This is a genomic window from Phragmitibacter flavus, from assembly GCF_005780165.1.
Lineage (GTDB): Bacteria > Verrucomicrobiota > Verrucomicrobiia > Verrucomicrobiales > Verrucomicrobiaceae > Phragmitibacter > Phragmitibacter flavus.
Map to the genome: position 1 here is coordinate 285,550 of NZ_VAUV01000008.1, position 21,376 is coordinate 306,925.

Consider the following 21,376-nt stretch of genomic DNA (forward strand, 5'->3'; position numbering starts at 1 on the left):
GATCAGACGAGTCCCGTCTGCCGTTTTGCAAATACCGCCGCCGAGTATTCTGCCGCATTAAAATCGACAAACTCCTCGCTGAGATCGGTGGTGAACACGTGATAGTTCGCGCTTCCCAAATTGAGATCAATGGTCACGGCAAACTCCGGCTGCTGGGTGACTTTCTCCAGTTCCCGCACCGGCGTGGTGCTGGCAAGCCCATTCTTCGCAGCGATCAGTCCGCCAAAATAAATGTCGATGAACTCTTCCCGGATGCGGGCACCTGAATAACCCACCGCATGAATCACCCGGCCCCAGTTGGGATCGCCACCATGCCACGAGCATTTCACCAGCAACGACTTGGCCACCGTTTCCGCCACCTTCTTGGCGTCCTGATAGGTGCGGGCGTTCTGCACGCGGATTTCGACAAACTTGGTTACTCGCTCGCCGTCGCGGACCATCATCTTGGCCAGCTCACGCATCACATGACGCAGCGCTGCACGAAAGATCGGGGTGCAGGCCGAACGACTCTTGATCACCGGAGCCTCGCTGGCACCGTTGCTCATCACGATCACCGTGTCGTTGGTGCTGGTATCGCCATCAATGGTGATGCGGTTGAAACTTTGCTCCACCGCCGCCAACGTCGCGCGCTTCAGTTCAGCGGGATCAACCTTGGCATCGGTCGTGATGACGCACAGCATTGTCGCCATGTTGGGACAGATCATGCCCGCGCCTTTGGCAATGCCGCCAATGCGAAACGTCGCCCCCTCACACTCCACTTCCACCGCATAAGTCTTCGGTTTGGTGTCGCTGGTCATGATGGCCGCCGCCGCCGCATCCGATCCATCTGCACTGATCGCCAGCGCCAGCTCGGGAATGCGAGGAAGAATCCGCCCCATCGGCATGGTCATGCCAATGATTCCTGTTGAACACGCCAGCACCTGCCGCATCCTCACGCCCAACTCTTCGGCTACCGCTTTCGTTGTGGCTTTGGTGTCCGCAATCCCCTGATGGCCCGTGCAGGCATTGGCATTGCCACTGTTGGCCACCACAGCACGAATGTCGCCCGTTTTGATGTGCTGTTGCGAAACCCGCACCGGGGCAGCCTTGACCCGGTTCGTCGTAAAACAACCCTCGGTCGCCGTTGGCAGATCCGATACCACCAGCGCGAGATCGAGACGCGTCGCGTCGGGATTTTTGATGCCACACGAAATCGCCCCCGCACGAAAACCATAAGCCGCCGTTACTCCACCAGGGATGTCCTTGAAGACCAGTTCCGTTTCCTGTGATGCCAGCTTGCTCATGATAAAATTGCTCCTGAAATGCCGCGCGGCAGGTTATCCAAGCACCAAACCTGTAGTTTCCGGAAAACCATGGGCAAGGTTAAAATTCTGCACCGCCTGTCCAGACGCGCCTTTGATCAAATTGTCCTCCGCGCTCATCAAAATGAGCTGCCCGGCGCGCTCATCGAACGACCAGCCGACATCAATAAAATTGGTGCCCGTGACGTTCTTGGTGTCAGGACATTGATTGGTCCCGAGCAACCGCACAAACGGCCTGCCTGCATAAGTGCCACGCAATGTCTTCTCCACATCACCCGCCGTGATGCCCTCGCGCAGTGCTGCAAAAATCGTCGTGCAAATACCCTGATTCACCGGAACCAGATGCGGCACGAAAGATATCCGCACATGTCGTCCGGCAGCGCGATCCAGTTCCTGGCCGACCTCACTCAAATGACGATGTTTCGGCACCCCATAACTGCGCACGCTCTCGTTGCATTCGCAAAACAAAAACGGCACGCTCTCCTTGCGCCCGGCTCCGCTCACGCCGCTCATGCTGGCGACGGAAATCGGACTGTTCTCCAACAGATCCGCCCGCAACAAAGGCACCAGCGGCACCAGCATGCTGGTCGGATAACACCCCGGACACGCCAGCAACTGAGCACCGGCAATCGACTCTCCGTTCAACTCGGGCAATGCATAAACCGCTTGCGACAGCAGTTCAGGAGCCGGATGAGGATGCCCATAAAATGCTTCGTATAGCGCGGCATTACGCAACCGGAAATCCGCGCTCAGGTCAATCACCTGAATGCCCGCATTCAACAACGGAGCTGCAAATTCATGCGCCAATCCGTGAGGCAACGCCAAAAACGCCGTTTGCGTTCCCGCCGCTTTGAGAGCCGCGATGTCGGGAGCGACAAAAGTCAGCGAATCCGCATTGGCCACCCCGCGCCAGCGAGGAAACTCCGCCACCAGAGGCTTGCCCGCGTGCGCCCGCGATGTCACTGCCACGATTTCCGCCTGCGGATGCAACAGCAACAAACGCAACAATTCCCTTCCAGAATAACCACTGGCTCCGACGACGGCGACTTTAACTTTGGTAGACATGAAAGCGAGCCGTGAAGATGCTGCGATGCGCCTTTCGCGCAAGATGATTTGCGGTGCTTTGTGCTCACTGACTACTTAAGGCACCAAACATTCAGCCCTTAAACTCTAATCTGAGCCCGATGCCATCCGGGCACGGGCTTCCACCACTTCAATGAACGCTGACTTTGATCCGATTATCCTCAGATGCCAGGAGCTGGCAAAGCCGCACCCTCAGGCGCTTCATGATCCGTGGGAGGCTGCACCTCGGCATGCGGTTGCACATTGGGAACCGAGGGTCCGCGTGCCTGCGCAAACTTGATCTTCGAACGCAATAGCAAGGTGCCCATGAAAAAATCCGCGAGAGGGAACACCACGTTGAAATTTTTGTGCATGTAACGGTGATGCAACAAATGGTGACCATTGAGGCGGAAGAAAATGCCTGAACGCTCAATGTGGCGTTTGCGGGGAAGGTGCATGCACCAGTGAATGTATTCGTAAACGACGTAGTAGCCGGTCACCGCCGTCAATGATCCGGCAAGAATCGCCCACTGACCCGCCAACAACGCCACCGGCAGCATCGGAATCTGCGCCAGCATGATCAAGACCGGACCATTCCACCAGGCCATCGGGATGGTTTCCTTATCCGACTCCTTTACCAAATGATAAGTGTGATCCGCCTTGAAAACCTTGTGATGCACCACGGCATGCGCACGAAAAGCATAATCAAACTTGCCAACTGGCTTGTGCATCACAAAACGATGAATCGCCCATTCAAAAAAAGAAGTCATCACCACCGAAATGGCGAATCCGACTGCGGACCAAAATAAGAAAGATTGCATGTGGAGTCAGTAACTGTATCTGGGCTCCAACAGGGATTTGCCCGCCGGAGGAGCGCAAAAGTTACCCTCCATTTCGCGATTTGGCAACAGGAATCACTAGCCAGTCGGCGCGTGCGATGGTCAACATTGTGACATATTTGTCTCCACCCCGACAAAGCCGCTCTTCCAGCCTCGTTGTATGTAGGCTGGACGTGAGGCCCCTTCTACAAGTAAAATCCGTCACCCGCTTCCCATATGACCGCTCCTGCCTCCTCATCTCGTCGCGACTTTCTGCGCGCGTCCGTTCTCGCCTCCGCCGTGTTCGGCTCGGAAGCCGCGCTGGTCGCCAACGACAGCCGGAAAGCGGACGGCAACTCGGGCAAGGCGCGTAACGTCATTTTCATGGTCAGTGACGGCATGAATCACGGTGCCCTCACCCTTGCCAAAAATTACCGGTCCCTCTTCGAACAAAAATCCACCCACTGGACCCAGCTTTATCGCGAACGCCCCATCGTTCGTGCCTTGATGGAAACCTTCTCGGCCAACAGCATCGTCACCGATTCCGCCGCCGCCGCCAGTGCTTGGGGTGCAGGGCATCGCGTTCAGAACGGCAAGATCAACGTGCTGCACGACGGACGCCACGCCACTCCGCTGCATCAGGTTCTGCAAAAAGCTGGCTTCAAAACCGGCCTGGTCAGCACCGCCACCATCACCCACGCCACCCCCGCCGGTTTCGCCGCCAATGCCGAAAGCCGCGCCAGTGAAGAAATCATCGCCACCCAATACCTCGACCGACGAGTCGACGTCCTGCTCGGAGGCGGTCAAAAATTTTTCAGCCCCCAGCTCTGTCAATGGTATCGCGACGCCGGTTATGATCTGGTGCAAAATCGCGACGCCCTGCTCAAACTGCCCGCTGGCAAAACCGACCGGCTGCTCGGCCTGTTCAGCGACAGCCACATTCCCTTCACCATCGACCGCAACCACGACGCCAAGCTCGCCGCCGAGGTCCCCACCCTCGCAGAACTTACCCAAGTCGCCCTCAACCGCCTCGCCCCTTCGGCCAATGGCTTTTTTCTCTTGGTTGAAGGTGCCCGCATCGACCACGCCGGACACCACAACGACGCTGCCGCCTCGATCCACGACCAGCTCGCGTTTGATGACGCCATCTGCACCGTCGTTGAATTCATCGACAAACATCCCGACACCCTGCTCATCATCACCACCGACCACGGCTGCGGCGGCATTCAGATGAACGGCGTCAACCCGACCGACAAACAAGCCATGAACCCTGGCGTCTACTCTGCCAGCAACGCCGCCTTCGAGCGCATCCGCGGTTTCAAACATTCCTTCGAGTGGATGAAACAACAAGGCGTCGATGGACTCAGCGGCCCCCGACTCGGGGACACCCTCCATCAACACACCGGCATCAGGTTCGACGAAAAAGATCTCAAGGAGCTCCAGGGCCTCAAGCTTTCCGTCGCCCCCGTGTTTCAAAAATACCACGGCATCGGCTGGACCAGCGGCAACCACACCGGAGAACTCGTCGAATTTTGCGCCCTCGGACCCGGCTCCCAACACTTTCCCGCCTACATGGAAAACCGTGAAATCCACGATCTTGTTCTCAAGGCCATGGCTCTCGCTTAGATTTGCATAAGGAAAGGCGGTCTCCAGCCCGCCTCCCAAGACGCCCAACCTCTGATGAACCCCAAAGACGATCCTGCATCACCACAACACACGTGGAAGATGGGTCGCGTTGTGCTCCAACGCGAAACCGCGCATCGCGGCGGCAAAACCGTCATCGTCATCAAAGACTTCGCCACTCACCTCCCTTTGTCAGTCATTGAAACCATCGCCAAACGCGTCCGCTCTGCCTGTGGTTGCGGAGGCACCGTGCGCGATAAACGCATCGAAATTCAGGGCGACCAAGCCGCCAAAATTCGCACCGTTCTCGAAGCCGAAGGTTTCGAAGTGCGGGGGGTGAAGTGATGATTGGCGTCATCGTCTTCCTTGGCCCTACAAAACGATTGAGGAAAACGGTTTCACCAGTCGGAGTATTACGATAAGCTTCCAGGGATGACAAACCCTAGGTTTCCATTGTTCTTATGAACATATTGCTGTAGCCTTCACCTATGAAATTGCTGACCGAATCGCACCCTTTTATTCTAAGCGCTCTCGGCGGTCTTCCCGACCAGATGGTTAAATTTCCCAGGTTCCGGTATATGGGGAGCAAGTTCAAACTATTGCCTTGGATTCACGAGGTGTTAAGCGACATTCCGTTCGAGTCGGTGACGGATGCATTTTCGGGGTCTGGAGTGGTGTCCTATTTATTCAAGTCCATGCGCAAGCAGGTGTTCAGCAACGATGCCTTGGCGTTTCCGTCAGTGCTTTCAACGGCAACTATTGCAAACAATACAACTCATTTGACTGAGAATGATCTGGAGGAACTGCTCGGTGCAAAAGCGAGGGGGAAAAGCGAGGAATTTATTCGTCAGACTTTCCAAGGGATCTTTTATACAAATGAAGAACTTGTTTTCCTGGATGATTTATGGGCGGGGATCCGGTGCATGGACGCCCCAATGAAGCAATCGATTGCGATCGCAGCTATTCTTCGATCTGCTGTTAAACGGCAACCGCGTGGTTTATTTACTGTGGCCGGTGATCCCGAGCGTTATAAAGACGGGAGAAGGGATCTCAAACTGACACTGAGAGAACATTTTATTGAGCAGGTTGGGTGCTACAACTCCGCTGTTTTTAGCAACGGGAAACGCAACACCTCAACATCAGGCGATGTGTTTGATGTCTTAGTGGGTAACGACCTTGTCTACATGGATCCTCCCTATGTTCCACTAGCTGATGATAACTGTTACATGAAACGCTACCACTTCCTTGAAGGGTTGGCTTGCTACTGGCAGGATAAGGAGATCATGACAACGTCCAAGGTGCGAAAAATCACCAAACCCTTCACACCATTCGCCTATCGCCACACTGCACTTGATGCTTTTGATCGCTTGTTTAGGAAATTTGCTGACTCTACACTTGTGCTTTCTTACTCGTCCAATGCATATCCGGACCTCGGCAGCTTGAGAAAGTTGATGCAACGCTACAAATCGTCGGTTGATGTGTTTGAAAAAACACATCGGTATCATTTTGGAAACCATGAAGCATCCAAACGCAACTTAGTGCAAGAGTATCTTATCATCGGAACTTCATGAAACGTTATCGACAGACCTTCGAAGAAATTGTCGCATCTCTTATTCCCATTGAGGCGTCTTGGCTCGATCCACACGCCGAAGGAGTGATTTTGGCCCTGAAAAATCTGCCGAAAAAACCGACCTATGAAGCTGCTGATGTAGCGGCCCTGTTGGCGGGGGATTTCGCCACCGCACTCACAACCATCAGGCTATTTTTAGATCTCTCTAAAGATGATTTCACCCACCGTATGAGGGACGCTATGGGCGAAGGCGGTATCGGGATAAAAAGATATCTATCGGATCCGCCCGCCTACTTAAATGCCCTCGACTCCATGGGTCTTTGCGAAAAGATGTCGACACTAATCCATCATCCGCCTCACTGGTCCGATGTATTGGTCGAGCGACTGAAGGGAGGACGTGGCAGTGCCATCAAGGGCCAGACGCGCGGTCGCGGCATGGAGGATTTTGTAGAAGAAATTGTCAAATCAGTGTTTGTATCCCAAGAAGTCGCCGTGCGACATCGTTTTACTGGCGCCAACGGACGCAGCACGGAAAAAGCCGATTTTTGCGTGCCCTCAGCAATGGACCCACGCATTCTAATCGAAGTTAAAGCTTACGGCGCTACTGGAAGCAAACAAACAGATGTGTTGGGCGACATTGCGAGGATTGTAGAAGAAAAAAGACACGATACGGTGCTTTTGTTAGTGACGGATGGTATTACATGGAAGCAACGTCCAAGTGACCTTCGTAAGCTGATTAGACTACAAAATGAAGGGAAAATACAGAGAATATACACCAAATCGATGTCTGAAGAGTTGCGCGAAGATTTGGAAACGTTAAAAGCGGAAATTTAACTCTGCATCAAAGCATCTTTCGGCTTTTTCTATTTCAAAGACGTTGATCTGAGACTTGAGATTGATCTGCTGTGTCTCACTGACAACAAACATACTCATCCAGCTCCGTCAGCCGCGTGTTGTCCAGCACCTCGCTCACCGTCCCCCCACACAACAGCTGCCCAACCCCGTCCCGCACGCCGACAAAAGCTACCCGATCCGCCAACTCACGAGCCTGTCTCAAATTGTGGGTCACCAAAACAATCGTATGCGTCTCCCGCAGTCGACGCACCAACCCCTCAATCGCCTCCGTGCTACGCGGATCCAAGGCACTCGTCGGCTCGTCCATCAAAATCACCTCCGGCTCCGTCGCCAAAGTCCGAGCCAAACACAAACGCTGCTGCTGCCCCACCGACAACTTCATCGCCGGTGCCTTCAACCGATCCTTCACCTCCTCCCACAACGACGCCTCCCGCAACGAACGTTCCACACACGCCTCTTCATCCGCCCGTGACATCCTCCGCAAACGCTTCGCCCCGAACAACACATTCTCCCGAATGCTCGTCGGAAAAATCACCGGCTGCTGAAACAACATCCCCACCCGCGCCCGCAACGCATCCACATCGGTCCCTGATGCAAAAATCGACGATCCGTGCAAGACAACATCCCCCGTCACCTTCAACCCCGTCAGATCCGTCAAGCGGTTCATTGCCCGCAACAAAGTGCTTTTCCCACCCCCTGACGGCCCAATAATCCCAAAAACCTCATGCCTCACCACTTCGAATGAAACCCCGCGTAACAACTCTCGCGCCCCCGCCCTCACCCCGAGCTCGCGCACGTCCAGCATCGCCGAACCAGTTCCCGCACAGCAATTCTCTGCCTTATCTTTCCTTTGATCAATCATGAAACTCCTCGTGCATTTTTAATCTCCACGGCAACGCCAGCAAACTCAGCGCAAAAACCATCCCCAACAACACCAGCGCCGCCCCCCAAAGATTCGATCCCACCGCCGGATCAAACGAATCCTGCGCCAATACAAAAATGTGATACGGCAGCGACAACACCGGGCTCTCCTTCACCGCCGTCGGCCACGTCACCCCCGCAAAAATTGTCGCCGTAAACATGATCGGTGCCGTCTCCCCCGCCGCCCGCGCCACTCCCAGCAGTGACCCCGTCACCAACCCGCCCACACTCTGCGGCAAAATCACCGACCACACCACCTGCGCCCGATTCAGCCCCAAGCCAGCCGCCGCCTCCAGATATTTCGCCGGAATCGCCTGCATGCGCTCCATCAACGCCAGCGTCACCGTCGGCAACATGCTCATCGCCAACGCGATCCCCCCCGCCAGCCACGACTTGCCCCATCCAAACCATTGCACAAACACCATAAATCCAAACAACCCAAACACGATGCTCGGCACCCCGTTCAACGTGTAAAACAGCGTCCTCATGCATTCCCCGCGCCGCGTCCCCTTCCACCACACCTGCTGCAACAACGCCAATGCCAATGCGGAAGGCGCACACAAACCCCAAGCCGACACCATTAAAATCACCGTCCCCACCGCATGCCAGAAGATCCCCCCCTCAGCCCCCCCTTGTTCCATCGCCCCCGTCAAAAACTCCCACGAAATCGCACCCCACCCCTTCACCACCAACACCCCCACCAATCCCAGCAACAAGCCCAGCACCACCAGCCCACAGGCCGAAAGCAACACCACCACCCCTCCATCGATCAATCCCCGCCGCCTATGCCTACGCATTCGCGTTCCTCCTCGACCTAAAAATCGTTCCCAACAACGTCACCACCCCTGTCAAAACCAGCAGCAACACCCCCAGCCCCATCATCGCCCCCCAATGCAAATCATCGGCATAAGCGATGCTCGTCTCCGCCCCGCCCAGCTTGCTCGTCAGCGTCTGACCCGACTCCAACAAAGGCTGCATCGACCACCACCGCTCCGGCAACTGATTGTCCTGCCGACCCACCACCAAAAACACCGCCACCGTCTCCCCCAAGGCCCGACCAAACCCCAACAACAACGCCGCCCCCATCCCTCTCGCCGCCTGTGGCAGCGCCACACTTCCCACCACCTCCGCCCGGGTCAGTCCCAGACCCCGCGCCGCCCTTCGCTGTGTCGATGGCACCGCCCGCAACGCATCATCCCCCAATGTCACCACCGTCGGCAACACCATCACCGCCAACAACAAACCCGCCGTCAACAGCGTGTCCCCACTCAACAAATCAAATGCCTCAAATGAATCATAGACCCACTCCCGCAGCAGCAAAATCCCCAGCAATCCGTAAACTACCGAAGGCACCCCCGCTAAAAGCTCCACCAACACCTTCATCCCCCAACGCAGCCGGTTCGGCAAATACTCCGACATCAACACCGCCGTCCCCAGCCCCAAAGGAGCCGCCACCAGCAGCGCCACCAGCGCCACCATCGCCGATCCATAAATCATCGCAGCCGCCCCAAACTCCTGCTGCCGGAAAAACCACCGGTTCTTCGTCACATACCCCACGCCCTCCGCCTGCCACACCGGCAGGCTCTGCCACAGGAACACCGCAAGCAAACCGCCAAATGCCAACAAAGCCAGCAGGCTGAATACCCAACAGAAAAAGCGTGTCATCTCTGGCGTCGTAGGTCCTCTGTCGTTTCGCTATTTCAACTCCGAAAGCATCAGATAACCATGCTTCTTCACCAACGCCTGCCCCCTCTCGCCCAACATGAAATCGACAAACGTTTTGGCAGTCCCAGCGGGTTCACCATTGGTCAGGAGATACAACGGACGCGACAAAGGATACCTCTTGCTCGAGATCGCCTCCGCCGTCGGCTCCACCACCTCGCCTGCCTCCGTCTTGATCCCCAAGGCAAAAATTTTCTCGTTGTCCACCCAGGTCGACGAGAGCTGGCTCACCGCCCCACGTGTCCCACCCACCTTGCTGCGCGCCTCTTCATTGCCGCCCACTTCGGGGAAATTGACCTGCGGTGCCTTCTTCGAATCGCCATACACCCAATGCGTAAACACCTCCCAAGTGCCCCGACCCGGCTCCTTGTTAAAAAACGCAATCCGCCGGTCCGCCCCGCCAAGCTCCTTCCAGTTCGTGATCCGTCCCTCATAAATGCCCGCTGCCTGCTCTTTGGTGATCGACTTCACCCCACCTTCCCAAACATCCGCCGAAACAATCATCGCCACCGCATCTTCGCCCACGTGGATGGATTTGAAGTCGCACTTCGGAAACTTCGCCTTGTCCTCATCCTTCACCGGCTTCGAGGCCATCCCAATCTGCACCAGCCCCTCTCCCAGCATGGAAATTCCTCCCGAGCTTCCTCCCTGGGTATCGATCTGAATATCCAAACCCTGCTCTTTCCTCAGCGCCTCCGCCGCTTCAGCCGCCGGCAAATTCACTGTCGTCGACCCATTGATTTTCAGAGTCTCCGCCTGCGCTGCCGCACCGACCGCCAAGCCCATCATCAACATCAAATGCAGGAAATTCTTTGTCATACATGCGCATTCACGCATATTCGCAAAAACCTCGCAAGTCAAATTCTCGCCACCCATTTCCATCCAACATGAATCGCCTCATCGCCCCGCTTGCACTTCTTTGCCTCGTCACTTCCCTGGCTCAGGCCGAAATCAAATCCATCTCCCCTGCCGACGCCAAAGCCCTCATTGAAAACCCCGACCCCTCCCAACGCCCGCATGTCATCGACACCCGCGGCGGTTACAAAGACTACTTCCGGGCTCACCTCCCCAACGCCCACCACCTCAATTTCGATACCCTTCGCGGCACTGATCACGGCGTTCCCGTGCAATACCTCCCCGACGACCTCACCCAAATCCTCCTCACCCGCGCCGGAGTCGACAAAACCCGCCCCCATCTCCTTTATGCCGATGGTGCCGCCCTTCCCAACGACGAAATCCTCAGCGCCACCATGGTTGCTTATGTCCTCGAAAAGTTTGGCGTCAATGACATCCTCATTCTCGACGGCGGCCTCAGCGCCTGGAAAGCCGCCGGATACGCCACCACCCAAGAGTATCCCGACACCAAATCCGGCAACCTTTCCACCGCTTCTCCCCTGCCCATCTCCCTCTCCGTCGACGAGGTTCTCAAGCTCAAAGACCAGCCCGGTCATGTGCTTGTCGACGCCCGTCCCATCAATGAATACCTTGGCAAAGACGACGTTTGGCTTCGCAAAGGCCACATCCCCGGAGCCATCAGCTTTCACTGGGCCAAACTCATGGCGGCTGACAACACCCACCAATTCAAACCCTTCGACAGCGTCAAAGCGGAACTCACCGCCGCCGGTCTCACCCCCGACAAAAACATCCTCGTCTACTGCGGCACCTCACGCGAGGGCAGCCTGCTACGGTTTTATCTCAAACATGTCGCCGGTTATCCCCATGTCCGACTCTACGAAGGCTCCTGGAAAGAATACGCGTCGCTCAAACAACACCCCGTCGAAACCAAAGCGAACGAGCCCAAATAGCCCTCCAAAGCGCCCCCCATTGACGTCACGCGAGAATTCCCGTATTCTTGGTGCATGAAAACCGCGCTCGCCATGGTTCTCGCGATCCTGTCCCAGGCGCTTCCCTTGTCGGCTGAAGAGAATCAAAACCCCGTCGAACCAAGCCGCTTCGACATCAGCACCCTCTCCGGCGAAATTTACAAAAACAGCCGCCTCATCAAAGTCACCCCGGCCGACCTCACCGTCATGCACGACGCAGGCGTTGCAAAAATAGGCTTCGAAAATCTCAATCCCACCTGGCAGCAAAAGTTCGGTTACGACCCCGCCAAAGCCGATGCCTATCGCGAAAAAATCGCCATCCAAAACCGCGAAGCCGAAGACCGTCGCCAGCAGCTTTCCCTCCAGCGCGAGCGCACCGAGCGCCTCGCCATCGCCAAAATTGAAGCCGAAGAACGTCGCCTCGCCGCCCAGAGCAAAGACCCCGCTCCACTCGCGCCACTGCCCGGTGAAGAAAACCGCCCGCTCCTTCCGGCTCCCACCACCACGGTCGAAATCATCCCTTCCGCCCCACCCCTTGGAGCTGTGCATGATCCCGGCATCAGCACTCGAAACAGCAGCAGCCGCAGGTGGCGTTCCGGCGACGGCATTTACAGCGTCGACGGCTATTATCCCCCGTTCATTTGGAGTTCCCCTTCCCGCCCTTGGTCTCCTCACTACCATCCCCATCACCACCATCATCACCCGCATCATCACAGCGGTTCCTTCATAAGCCCGCCCATCATTCGCATCACCCGCTGAGTTTCCAACTCTGACCTACAAAAACGGAATGAACAGCCGCGCCAGGCCGTTCCGCAGTCGCACCAACACCGGCGCCTCATCCAGCATTTTCTGGGTAATCCTCACACTGCATTCAAGACTCTCCTGAAACCTTGCGCCAAGATCGCGCGCCAGCATGTCGTCAAAGCAGGCGAGGTTGAATTCGTAGTTGAGGTGCAGACTGCGTGAATCCCAGTTGGTCGACCCGATCAATGACCACGCCCCATCGACCACCATGAATTTGCTGTGGTCAAAATGACCCGTTGCCTCAAACATCTGCACCCCATGCCGCAGCAGTTCCGGATACAGCGTGTGCGATGCCCATTGCACAAACCCAATATTGTTCTTGCTCGGCGTGATGACACTCACCCGCACCCCTCTTAAGGACGCCAACGTGAGCGCCCAGGTCAGCCGCGTATTCGGCAGGAAATACGGCGTCATGATTTGGATCTCCTCCTTCGCAGCACCAATCGCCGCCAGCATGGTGCGGATCAACACATCCGCGTCCTCATCCGGACCATCCGGCAATCCAATCGCCGCCACCTCGCCTACCGGTTCCAATGCCGGATACCATTTTTCGCCCGACAGCACCTCCTTCGCACAGAATGCCCAGTCCTCGGCAAACACCCGCTGCAACTGCCGCACCACCGGCCCTTCCACCTGAAAATGCATGTCCTGCACCGGATGCGACGGATTCGCCGCCAGCATGTTGCCCTGGCGAATGTTCATCCCGCCCGTGAATCCAACCTTGCCATCCACCACCAGAATCTTGCGATGGTTGCGCAGGTTCATGGTGAGAATGCGCAGCACAAACCGCAGTGGCATGTAACGCTTCGCAAACACCCCGCGCTTGCGCAGAATTCGCGTCACCGGAGGAAACGAATAACGCGTCCCCGCATCATCCACCAACACCCGCACCTCCACGCCCCGCTCATGCGCTTTCGACAGTTCCTCCACAAATTCTGCGCCGATCCCCTTCGCCTCAAAAATGTAACTGCACAGACTTACCGAAGTCTCCGCCGCACGGATCGCATCCAGCATCGCAAACATCGCTTCATCGCCATTGCGTAGCGACGTCACCCGGTTGCCAACGGTAAATCCAAAGCGCGAGATCCGCCCCAAAGTCGCTGCCAGTCCCCGCATCTGCGTCAGTTCCGGAGCCATCTCCCATGGATTCACCGGACACGCCGCCCCCACGTCGCCCTTACCCATTTCGGCCTCCAGATGATAACGTTTCCCCCAACGCTGCAAACTGTTGATGCCAAACAGCACATAAAAAATCGCGCCCACCACCGGCACAAAACAAATGATCACCGCCCAGAACGCGGCTGACCGCGCATCGCGATGCCGCAGCAGCACATGCCCAAACGCCACCGCCACCAGGCTGACCGCCATCGCGATCACCAGCCAATGCCATACATGTTGTAAAATCGGCCAAACTTCCGCCAAAGTCATACTTGGATCCACCTTCGCCATCGACAAGACAACCGCAAGGCGAAACACAAATGACAGCACCGTCACCACTCCCCCCTCCCGCCTTCCCAAAACTCATTGCACATCGCCCGTCCCCCGACTAACTCTCTGGCCCCATGAACCGTCTCGACCAACGCTTCGCCGACCTGCGCGCCTCCGGCAAATCCGCCTTCATCGCCTACATCGCCGCCGGTGATCCCACGCTCGAACGCACCCGCGAGATCGTCCTCACCCTCGAAAAATGCGGGGCCGACATCATCGAACTCGGCCTCCCCTTCAGCGACCCGCTCGCCGACGGCATCGTCAACCAAATGGCCGCCGACCGCGCCCTGCGCTCCGGCACCACCACCGCCAAAGTCCTCTCGTTCATCAAAGAGCTCCGCCAGGAAACCCAAATTCCCCTGGTTCTCTTCACCTACCTCAACCCCGTCTACACCTACGGTTTCGAGCGCTTCCATCAAGACGCCGCCGCCGCCGGAGTCGATGGCATCCTGCTCCTCGACCTTCCTCCCGACGAAGCTTCGCTCAACCTCGAAACCACCCTCGGCCCCAACTCCGTCGAACACCCACGTCCGGCCACCATCCGCCTCATCGCCCCCACCACCCCCGCCGAACGCATCCAGCTCATCGCCTCCAAAGCCGAGGGATTCATCTACTACGTCTCCCGCGAAGGCGTCACCGGCGCCCAGACCAGCCTCGCCACCGGCATCCAGGAGCAGGTCAAACTCATCCAGTCCGCAGGCAGCGTTCCCGTCGCCGTCGGATTCGGCATCTCCACGCCCGAACAGGCCCGCACCGTCGCCACCATGGCCGATGGAGTGGTCGTCGGCAGTGCCATCGTCAAGCTCATCGAACAACACGGCCACGCAGAAGATCTCGCCGCAAAACTCACCGCTTTCGTAAAGCCTCTTGTAGACGCCGTGAAATCCGCTTAACTTCACCGCCCTCCACACCCATGGCCTCCACACTCTCATTCTGGAAAATGAACGGCGCGGGCAATGACTTCGTCATGCTCGACAACCGCAACCTCGCGCTCAACCTCGACCGCGACGCCATCGCCAAACTCTGCGACCGCCATCGCGGCATCGGAGCCGACGGACTCCTCGCCGTCGAACCCGCCCAAGCCACCGGCGACTTCCGCATGCGTTATTACAATGCCGATGGAGGCGAAGCCGAAATGTGCGGCAACGGCGCCCGCTGCTTCGCCCGTTTCGTCAATCATCTCCACGACAACTCCCTCGAACACGTCAGCTTCGAGACCCAGGCCGGCATCATCTCCGGCGAATTTCTCGAAGACCAGGTGCGCATCAACATGAGCACCCCGCACGACCTCAAACTTCACCAGGAGCTCATCGTCGAAGGCCTGCCGCTCATCGTCCACAGCGTCAACACCGGCGTTCCCCATGCCGTCGTCCTCGTCGAAGACCTCGACCACACGGATGTCAATCGCCTCGGTGCCGCCCTCCGCTACCACGAAGCCTTCGCCCCCAAAGGCACCAACGCCAACTTCGTTCAGGTCATCGAACCCGGCTACATCCGCATCCGCACCTATGAACGCGGCGTCGAGGACGAAACCCTCGCCTGCGGCACCGGCATGGTCGCCTGCGCCCTCATCCATCACGAACTCATCGGAGCCGAATCCCCCGTCTCCGTCCTCGTCAAAGGCGGCGACACCTTGCTCATCGGCTTCGAAAAAATCGATGGCATCTACCACGACGTCACCCTTCACGGCCCCGCCGACTTCGTCTTCAACGGCGACGTCACCATTTAACCCATTCATTCATCCCAGACACCCCACCCATCATGTTCGCCGGAACCCACACCGCCATCGTCACCCCCTTCAAAGACGGACAGCTCGACGAAGCCGCCCTGCAAAAGCTCGTCGACTTCCAGTTCCAAAGCGGCGTGCAAGGCATCGTCCCCTGCGGCACCACCGGCGAATCCCCCACGCTCGACTACGACGAACATGAACGCGTGATCCAGCTCTGCGTCGAGTTCGCCCGCGGTCGCGGCATCGTCATGGCCGGCACCGGCAGCAACTCCACCGCCGAAGCCATCGAAATGACCCAGGAAGCCGAAGCCGCCGGAGCCAATGCCATCCTGCAAGTCGCCCCTTATTACAACAAACCCACCCCCGAGGGCCTGTTCCGCCACTTCAAAGCCATCGCCGCCGCCACCAAACTGCCCATCATGCTCTACAGCATCCCCGGCCGTTGCGGCATCGAAATCCCCATCGAGACCATCCAGCGCCTCGTCGCCGAATGTCCCAACATCGTCGCCATCAAAGAAGCCGGTGGCAGCCTTGACCGCGTCAGCGCCATCAAACAAAACCTGCCCGCCAGTTTCGAAGTCCTCTCCGGCGACGACTCCCTCACCCTGCCCTTCATCAGCGTCGGCGCTGTCGGTGTCGTCAGCGTTGCAGCGAACGTGATCCCACGCGAAATGACCCATCTCGTCCAGGCCGCCCTGCAAGGCAAATGGAACGAAGCCCAGGCCGTCCACGCCAGGTTCAACCCGCTCTTCAGCGCCTTTCTCAAACTCGCCACCAACCCCATCCCGATCAAAACCGCGATGGGACTCAAAGGTCTGTGCGAACCTGAACTGCGCCTGCCCCTCTGCGAGATGACCGACGCCCAAACGGCCGAGCTGAAAGCCGTCATGGAAAAACTACGGCTTCTTTAAAAACAGCCGGCGCACCGACTCCTTCACATCAAAGTGGTATTTGAACCAGCGGATCTCATCCAGCCGGGCCTCCACCTCATCTGGTGATCCACTCTCGCGCGTCGGACAAATCCCCAGCACTTCAAAAAGCTCCATCTCCATGCCGAACTTGTCCGCATAGCCCCGATTGTAGACTCCCACCACCAGCAACGGCTGCTCAGACGGGATGCCCTTCAGGTCGCCCGGGATCTGCAACCCCAGCCGCCTTTCGCCCGACGTCGAATTCAGCACCCGCGCCTCCACCACCCAGCGCGCATGGTCCCGACGCTCAAACACCCGCGTCATGCTGTTCAGATCCTCGTGTTTCCCAATGCGCACCCGGTAGTCATCGAACTGCACCAGCTTCACCGCAAAACCCTTCTCTGGAATGTCCCTCACCCGTTGATCGGGATGCCCGGTCATCGTCCGTTCCACCAAGGCCCGCGCTTCCCCTTCCTTCAAAGTGATCCCCTCCGGCGGATGGATCGAACGCCAGCCATACGCCCCCAGTGCCCCCACCACGGAAAGACCACACAGAGCCGACATCACCCAAGCCGCACGCGCTGACCAACGCCAACCATGCGCCCTCCACGCCCCCGCCCTCGCCACCAAACGCCGCGGCACGGGCTGTCTCCAACCCGGCACTTTCGCCCATAACCAGTCGAGTCCCTGAGAAGACGTTACCAAAACCCGCTCCCAAGCCCCGCACCAGATGAGAAACAACAGCCAGTCGCCCGCCGTCTGGAATCGGTCCGTTGCCACATTCCCCGACATCGCCGCCAGCAGCAAAAACGAAACCGCCGTGGCCACCACCAGCCACCATCCCACCCGCTGCCGCCGCGATGCCAAAATCAAAACGATCAACGACCCCGCTGCGAGGCTTTGAACCGACGGCAAGTGATCCACGTGATGCAACAACAACAACGCCAGTGCCGCAGGCAACGCGGGCAACCAAAACTTGCGTCTCACACACTGACCCAGCGCCACCAGCACGATCAACCATCGCGTCAGCCACTGCCACACCGGATTGGTCCTTGGCGTGTATTCCGCCGCCCGCACAAACGCCTCCGACAACTGCTTCACATATCGCACCGGATGCTCCGTCACCAGCGCCACATACTTCTGCATGAAATAGTTGTAACGCCGCCCCGTCGTTCCCGGACCAAACCCATCCCTGCGCGCCTCATCATGGATATTGCTCGTCAGCCGCTTCTCCACCGGATGCGCCCCCCCATACAACAACTCCGACGTGTTCAGCGACTGCGTAAACGCCCCATACTTCACCTGCTGACGAAACATCCACGGCAAAAACAACGCACAAACCATCACACAAAACATCGCCGCGCACTTCGCCACCCGCCCCCAACCCCAACCCTGCCACCAACCAAACACCACAATCAGAATGGGATACAACGGCACCGTCAGCAAAAACACTCCCGACGCCAGATTGCCTAACCCCACCACCAAACCCGCCGCCGCCGCCGCGCCCACCGTCCGGCGACGCAACAATCTCCAAAACACCAGCAACCCCAACACCCCAAACGTCGCCCCCATGTTCTCCGTCAAAACCACCTGCGCCAGCGCCACCTGCATTGGACAAAACATCATCCAACTCGCCACCGTAAAGGCGACAAAACGCGATCCCAAAATCCCCCCCAACACCAGCACCGTCGTCGCCGTCAACGCCTGCAACAAACAGTTCGTCATCAACGAAACCCAAATCCCCGAACCAAAAACCTGATGAAACAGCGACAAAAACAAACTGTAAAACGGCCGCTGCGTTCCAAACGACGAATCAAATCCCCGCCCATCCGCCAACGCCTCTGCCATCTCATGCCATCCCCCCGCATCACTCGCCGGCACCCCTCGGATCGACATCACCCCATCATTGTAATCCGATCCATGCAACTGCATTGCGCGCACCCCCAGACACAACACAAAAAACGCCGCCACCTTCATCCAAGGCGGCACCCTGCGCCATGATCGCGCCGCACCTTCCACCGGCACCCTCACCTCCCCACGCGTCAAAGCAAACCCCAACGCAAACGCCCCCGCCAGCAGCCACCACACCTTGTCTCTCACCTCCACCGGCAGTTGTAACGAATACCTTCGACCATTTACCCGTGGATCCGATCCGTCCATCGGCGAAAAACGCAGCTGCGACCCCTTCAGTCGATACCACCCCGGCCCCCGGTCCAGTTCACTTCCCCGCCGCGCCTTGCTTCCCGTTGGTTTGCCGTTCTCCAGCAACACCCCCGCCCTTTCCTCTGCGGGTGTGAACTCACGCTTCCCCAAACTCCACATCCACAGTCCCCCTCTTTCCCGCATATTCTGCGGCGAGATCTCCCGTTCCTCCATCAATCCCCAGCCGCTGTATTTTTGCATGATCGCCGCCAGCAACCCCAACAAAGCCACCAATAACACCAGCCGACCCACCACTCTCCGCACTTGGAGCGGCTTCGTAGCACTTTGATCACACACTGATTCCATCGCAAAACTTCAAACAGCATAGGGGAAGTCCCCCCTTGCGCCAATTAAAAACGTTGATTACATCGCCCTGTCTTATGAGTCAAACCCGCATCCTCGTCACCGGAGCCAAAGGCCGCATGGGCCAGGCCGTCATCGCCGCCGTCGAAAACAACCCCGACACCGTCATCGGTGCCGTCATTGACGTGGGCGACTCCCTCGAAGAGGCCCTCGCCCAAAGCGACATCGTCATCGACTTCACCGCCCATCACTTCAGCCCCACCCTCGTAGCCGCCTGCCTCGCGACCAACAAACCCCTCGTCATGGGCACCACCGGGCATACCGACGCCGAACTCGCTCAAATCCGCACCGCCTCCCTGACCCTTCCCATCGTCCACGCCCCGAACTTCAGCGTCGGCGTCAACACCCTCTTCTGGCTCACCCGCCAGGCCGTCCGCATCCTCGGTGAACCCTTCGACCTCGAAGTCGTCGAAATGCACCACCGCCACAAAACTGACTCCCCCAGCGGCACTGCCCGCCGTCTTGTCGAAATCCTCTGCGAAGAAACCGAGGTCAGCTACGACACCGACACCCGCCACGGTCGTTTTGGCGACGTCGGAGCCCGCACCAAAAAAGAAATCGGCGTCCACGCCCTGCGCGGCGGCGATGTCGTCGGCGACCACACCGTCGTTTTTGCGAACACCGGCGAACGCGTCGAACTCACCCACAAAGCTTCCAGCCGCGACACCTTCGCCAACGGCTCCGCCCGCGCCGCCGTGTGGCTCGCCGGAAAACCTCCCGGCCTGTATGACATGCAGGACGTCTTGGGGCTGAAATAAAAGATAAGATAGCGAAAGATCGAGGATAAGGGCGAAAGGCCAAAAGAACCCATGGACGACTCCCTTCATCCCTCTTCCCTCTACATCGCTCTTGGTTCCAACCTAGGTGACCGCACGGAAAACCTGCGCCGCGCCGTCACCGCGATCTGCCAGCTCCCCGGCACCCACCTCATCGACGCCGCCCCCCTTTACGAAACCGATCCCGTCGACTGTCCCCCCGATTCGCAACCGTTCTACAACAGCGTCATCGAAATCCGCACCACCATCGCCTTGGGCCAGTTGCTGCGTCTTCTCCGTGGCATCGAATCCCGCTTCGGTCGACGTCACGATCACGGACACAACGCCCCCCGCACCATCGATCTCGACATCCTCTGCTCCGGCGAACTCGTCCTCAACACCCCCGAGCTCACCATCCCCCATCCGCGGATGACCCAACGCGCCTTCGTCCTCCAACCCCTCGCCGACCTCCATCCCGGCCTCATCCTCCCCGGCCACGACGACACTGTTTGTTCCCTTCTCGAAAACCTCACCACCACCGAATCCCCCCTCCTCCTCGTCGACACCCACTGGCTATAAAGCAAACGTAGAAGGTCCGTCCCGGGCCTTTCATCACAGCGCAAGGCTCGGGACGAGCCTTCTACTTTAGCCTTTAGCCTTTCGATCTCACCATTTGAGTTCCCGAGCCGGCAACCTCTTCTCATTTCGCGTCTCCTTCACGATCTGACCATCGGACAAATGCAGCACCCGGTCCGCCATTTCCGCCATCGACGCATTGTGCGTGATGATGATCGCCAAAGTCCCAATCTCGCGGTTGATCCGTTCAATCGCCTCCAGCACCGCAATCCCCGTCGTCACATCCAGCGCCCCCGTTGGTTCATCGCATAAAAGCACCTCCGGTCGCTTCGCAATCGCCCGCGCGATCGCCACCCGCTGCTGCTGCCCGCCTGACAGTTGCGACGGAAAATGATCCATCCGATCCCCCAGTCCCACCATCTCCAGCGCCTCCTCCGGTGTCATCGGATCACGCGCAATCTCCGTGATCAACGCCACATTCTCCCGCGCCGTCAGACTCGGAATCAAATTGTAAAACTGGAACACAAACCCCACACAATTGCGCCGGAACAACGTCAACACCCCCTCATCCGCATCCGTCAATTCCCAGCCCTTGTAACGCATCTGCCCCGTCGTTGGCACATCCAACCCACCCAAAATATTCAGCAAAGTGCTCTTGCCACTCCCCGATGCCCCCAGCAACACCACCAGCTCGCTGCTTGAGAAATTCACATCCACCCCGTTCAACGCCACCACCTCCACCTCGCCCGTCGGATACACCTTTCTCAAACCACGCGCCTCAAAAATCACCTCGCCAATGAGCGGTTGGGATTCAGCAACAGAAGACTTCACAGACATTCGCGCCCGCAACATG

General features: G+C 58.0%; 21 protein-coding genes. 11 read left to right on the forward strand and 10 right to left on the reverse strand.

The features are described 5' to 3' along the window. Positions 1–2: 2 nt before the first annotated feature. The 3 genes from argJ to FEM03_RS12630 all read right to left on the reverse strand — a co-directional run bounded on the left by argJ (position 3) and on the right by FEM03_RS12630 (position 3,184). Positions 3–1,283, reverse strand: coding sequence for a bifunctional glutamate N-acetyltransferase/amino-acid acetyltransferase ArgJ (gene argJ / locus FEM03_RS12620; RefSeq protein ID WP_166442822.1), 1,281 nt, complete (start codon positions 1,281–1,283; stop codon positions 3–5). 33 nt (positions 1,284–1,316) lie between these two features. Next, positions 1,317–2,366 carry an N-acetyl-gamma-glutamyl-phosphate reductase gene (argC, locus tag FEM03_RS12625; protein WP_138086620.1) on the reverse strand — a complete coding sequence of 350 codons (1,050 nt, stop codon included), beginning with the start codon at positions 2,364–2,366 and terminating at the stop codon, positions 1,317–1,319. 179 nt (positions 2,367–2,545) lie between these two features. Continuing rightward, a complete protein-coding gene (locus tag FEM03_RS12630; RefSeq protein WP_138086621.1) occupies positions 2,546–3,184 on the reverse strand; it encodes a sterol desaturase family protein in 639 nt (212 codons plus the stop codon). Between the two features lie 234 nt (positions 3,185–3,418). Between FEM03_RS12630 and FEM03_RS12635 the strand changes: the two genes are divergently transcribed. The 4 genes from FEM03_RS12635 to FEM03_RS12650 all read left to right on the forward strand — a co-directional run bounded on the left by FEM03_RS12635 (position 3,419) and on the right by FEM03_RS12650 (position 7,208). Beyond that, positions 3,419–4,807 carry an alkaline phosphatase gene (locus tag FEM03_RS12635; protein ID WP_138086622.1) on the forward strand — a complete coding sequence of 463 codons (1,389 nt, stop codon included), beginning with the start codon at positions 3,419–3,421 and terminating at the stop codon, positions 4,805–4,807. A gap of 54 nt (positions 4,808–4,861) precedes the next feature. Beyond that, on the forward strand, positions 4,862–5,149 hold the full coding sequence (locus FEM03_RS12640; RefSeq protein WP_138086623.1) for a translation initiation factor: 288 nt from the start codon (positions 4,862–4,864) through the stop codon (positions 5,147–5,149). A 143-nt stretch (positions 5,150–5,292) separates the two neighbouring features. Then, on the forward strand, positions 5,293–6,375 hold the full coding sequence (locus tag FEM03_RS12645; protein WP_206170987.1) for a DNA adenine methylase: 1,083 nt from the start codon (positions 5,293–5,295) through the stop codon (positions 6,373–6,375). Continuing rightward, positions 6,372–7,208: a DpnII family type II restriction endonuclease gene (locus FEM03_RS12650; RefSeq protein WP_138086624.1), complete on the forward strand. Its 837-nt coding sequence runs from the start codon at positions 6,372–6,374 to the stop codon at positions 7,206–7,208. Before FEM03_RS12645 ends, FEM03_RS12650 begins: the two co-directional genes overlap by 4 nt. A gap of 76 nt (positions 7,209–7,284) precedes the next feature. Here FEM03_RS12650 and FEM03_RS12655 read toward each other — a convergent pair whose 3' ends face one another. Genes FEM03_RS12655 through FEM03_RS12670 form a run of 4 tightly spaced genes read right to left on the reverse strand, consistent with a single transcriptional unit; the run spans position 7,285 to position 10,691 of the window. After that, on the reverse strand, positions 7,285–8,091 hold the full coding sequence (locus FEM03_RS12655; RefSeq protein ID WP_240772762.1) for a phosphate ABC transporter ATP-binding protein: 807 nt from the start codon (positions 8,089–8,091) through the stop codon (positions 7,285–7,287). Further along, entirely contained in the window at positions 8,084–8,947 is an 864-nt protein-coding gene (locus tag FEM03_RS12660; RefSeq protein ID WP_138086625.1) for a PstA family ABC transporter permease, read from the reverse strand. Before FEM03_RS12660 ends, FEM03_RS12655 begins: the two co-directional genes overlap by 8 nt. After that, the gene (gene pstC, locus FEM03_RS12665) at positions 8,940–9,815 is read right to left on the reverse strand and encodes a phosphate ABC transporter permease subunit PstC (protein ID WP_138086626.1); all 876 of its coding nucleotides are present in this window, start codon (positions 9,813–9,815) and stop codon (positions 8,940–8,942) included. The genes FEM03_RS12660 and pstC overlap by 8 nt, the downstream gene beginning before the upstream one ends. Before the next feature lie 30 nt (positions 9,816–9,845). Then, a complete protein-coding gene (locus FEM03_RS12670; protein ID WP_240772763.1) occupies positions 9,846–10,691 on the reverse strand; it encodes a phosphate ABC transporter substrate-binding protein in 846 nt (281 codons plus the stop codon). 68 nt (positions 10,692–10,759) lie between these two features. Here FEM03_RS12670 and FEM03_RS12675 point away from each other — a divergent pair, with 68 nt between their 5' ends. Continuing rightward, complete coding sequence (locus tag FEM03_RS12675) at positions 10,760–11,677, forward strand: sulfurtransferase (protein WP_138086627.1); 918 nt, start codon at positions 10,760–10,762, stop codon at positions 11,675–11,677. A gap of 54 nt (positions 11,678–11,731) precedes the next feature. Further along, on the forward strand, positions 11,732–12,454 hold the full coding sequence (locus tag FEM03_RS12680; RefSeq protein ID WP_138086628.1) for a V-type ATP synthase subunit E family protein: 723 nt from the start codon (positions 11,732–11,734) through the stop codon (positions 12,452–12,454). Positions 12,455–12,469: 15 nt separating this feature from the next. Here the strand turns inward: FEM03_RS12680 and cls are convergent, their stop codons facing one another. Next, the gene (gene cls, locus FEM03_RS12685) at positions 12,470–13,927 is read right to left on the reverse strand and encodes a cardiolipin synthase (RefSeq protein WP_166442823.1); all 1,458 of its coding nucleotides are present in this window, start codon (positions 13,925–13,927) and stop codon (positions 12,470–12,472) included. Positions 13,928–14,061: 134 nt separating this feature from the next. Here cls and trpA point away from each other — a divergent pair, with 134 nt between their 5' ends. From trpA to dapA, 3 genes are read left to right on the forward strand one after another with little or no spacing between them, the layout of a single operon-like run. Next, positions 14,062–14,880 carry a tryptophan synthase subunit alpha gene (trpA, locus tag FEM03_RS12690; protein ID WP_138086630.1) on the forward strand — a complete coding sequence of 273 codons (819 nt, stop codon included), beginning with the start codon at positions 14,062–14,064 and terminating at the stop codon, positions 14,878–14,880. Between the two features lie 20 nt (positions 14,881–14,900). Beyond that, positions 14,901–15,716, forward strand: coding sequence for a diaminopimelate epimerase (gene dapF, locus FEM03_RS12695; RefSeq protein ID WP_138086631.1), 816 nt, complete (start codon positions 14,901–14,903; stop codon positions 15,714–15,716). 32 nt (positions 15,717–15,748) lie between these two features. After that, complete coding sequence (gene dapA, locus FEM03_RS12700; protein WP_138086632.1) at positions 15,749–16,627, forward strand: 4-hydroxy-tetrahydrodipicolinate synthase; 879 nt, start codon at positions 15,749–15,751, stop codon at positions 16,625–16,627. On the opposite strand, the gene FEM03_RS12705 is transcribed toward dapA, so the two are convergent. Next, positions 16,613–19,135: a hypothetical protein gene (locus FEM03_RS12705; RefSeq protein ID WP_138086633.1), complete on the reverse strand. Its 2,523-nt coding sequence runs from the start codon at positions 19,133–19,135 to the stop codon at positions 16,613–16,615. The two genes, dapA and FEM03_RS12705, sit on opposite strands and share 15 nt — an antisense overlap. A gap of 74 nt (positions 19,136–19,209) precedes the next feature. Here FEM03_RS12705 and dapB point away from each other — a divergent pair, with 74 nt between their 5' ends. Together dapB and folK are read left to right on the forward strand one after the other, a co-directional pair. Next, positions 19,210–19,950, forward strand: a complete 741-nt coding sequence (dapB, locus tag FEM03_RS12710; protein WP_138086634.1) for a 4-hydroxy-tetrahydrodipicolinate reductase — start codon at positions 19,210–19,212, stop codon at positions 19,948–19,950. A 51-nt stretch (positions 19,951–20,001) separates the two neighbouring features. After that, positions 20,002–20,526 carry a 2-amino-4-hydroxy-6-hydroxymethyldihydropteridine diphosphokinase gene (gene folK, locus FEM03_RS12715; RefSeq protein ID WP_138086635.1) on the forward strand — a complete coding sequence of 175 codons (525 nt, stop codon included), beginning with the start codon at positions 20,002–20,004 and terminating at the stop codon, positions 20,524–20,526. Positions 20,527–20,613: 87 nt separating this feature from the next. Here the strand turns inward: folK and FEM03_RS12720 are convergent, their stop codons facing one another. Next, on the reverse strand, positions 20,614–21,360 hold the full coding sequence (locus tag FEM03_RS12720) for an ABC transporter ATP-binding protein (protein ID WP_138086636.1): 747 nt from the start codon (positions 21,358–21,360) through the stop codon (positions 20,614–20,616). Between the last annotated feature and the right edge of the window lie 16 nt (positions 21,361–21,376).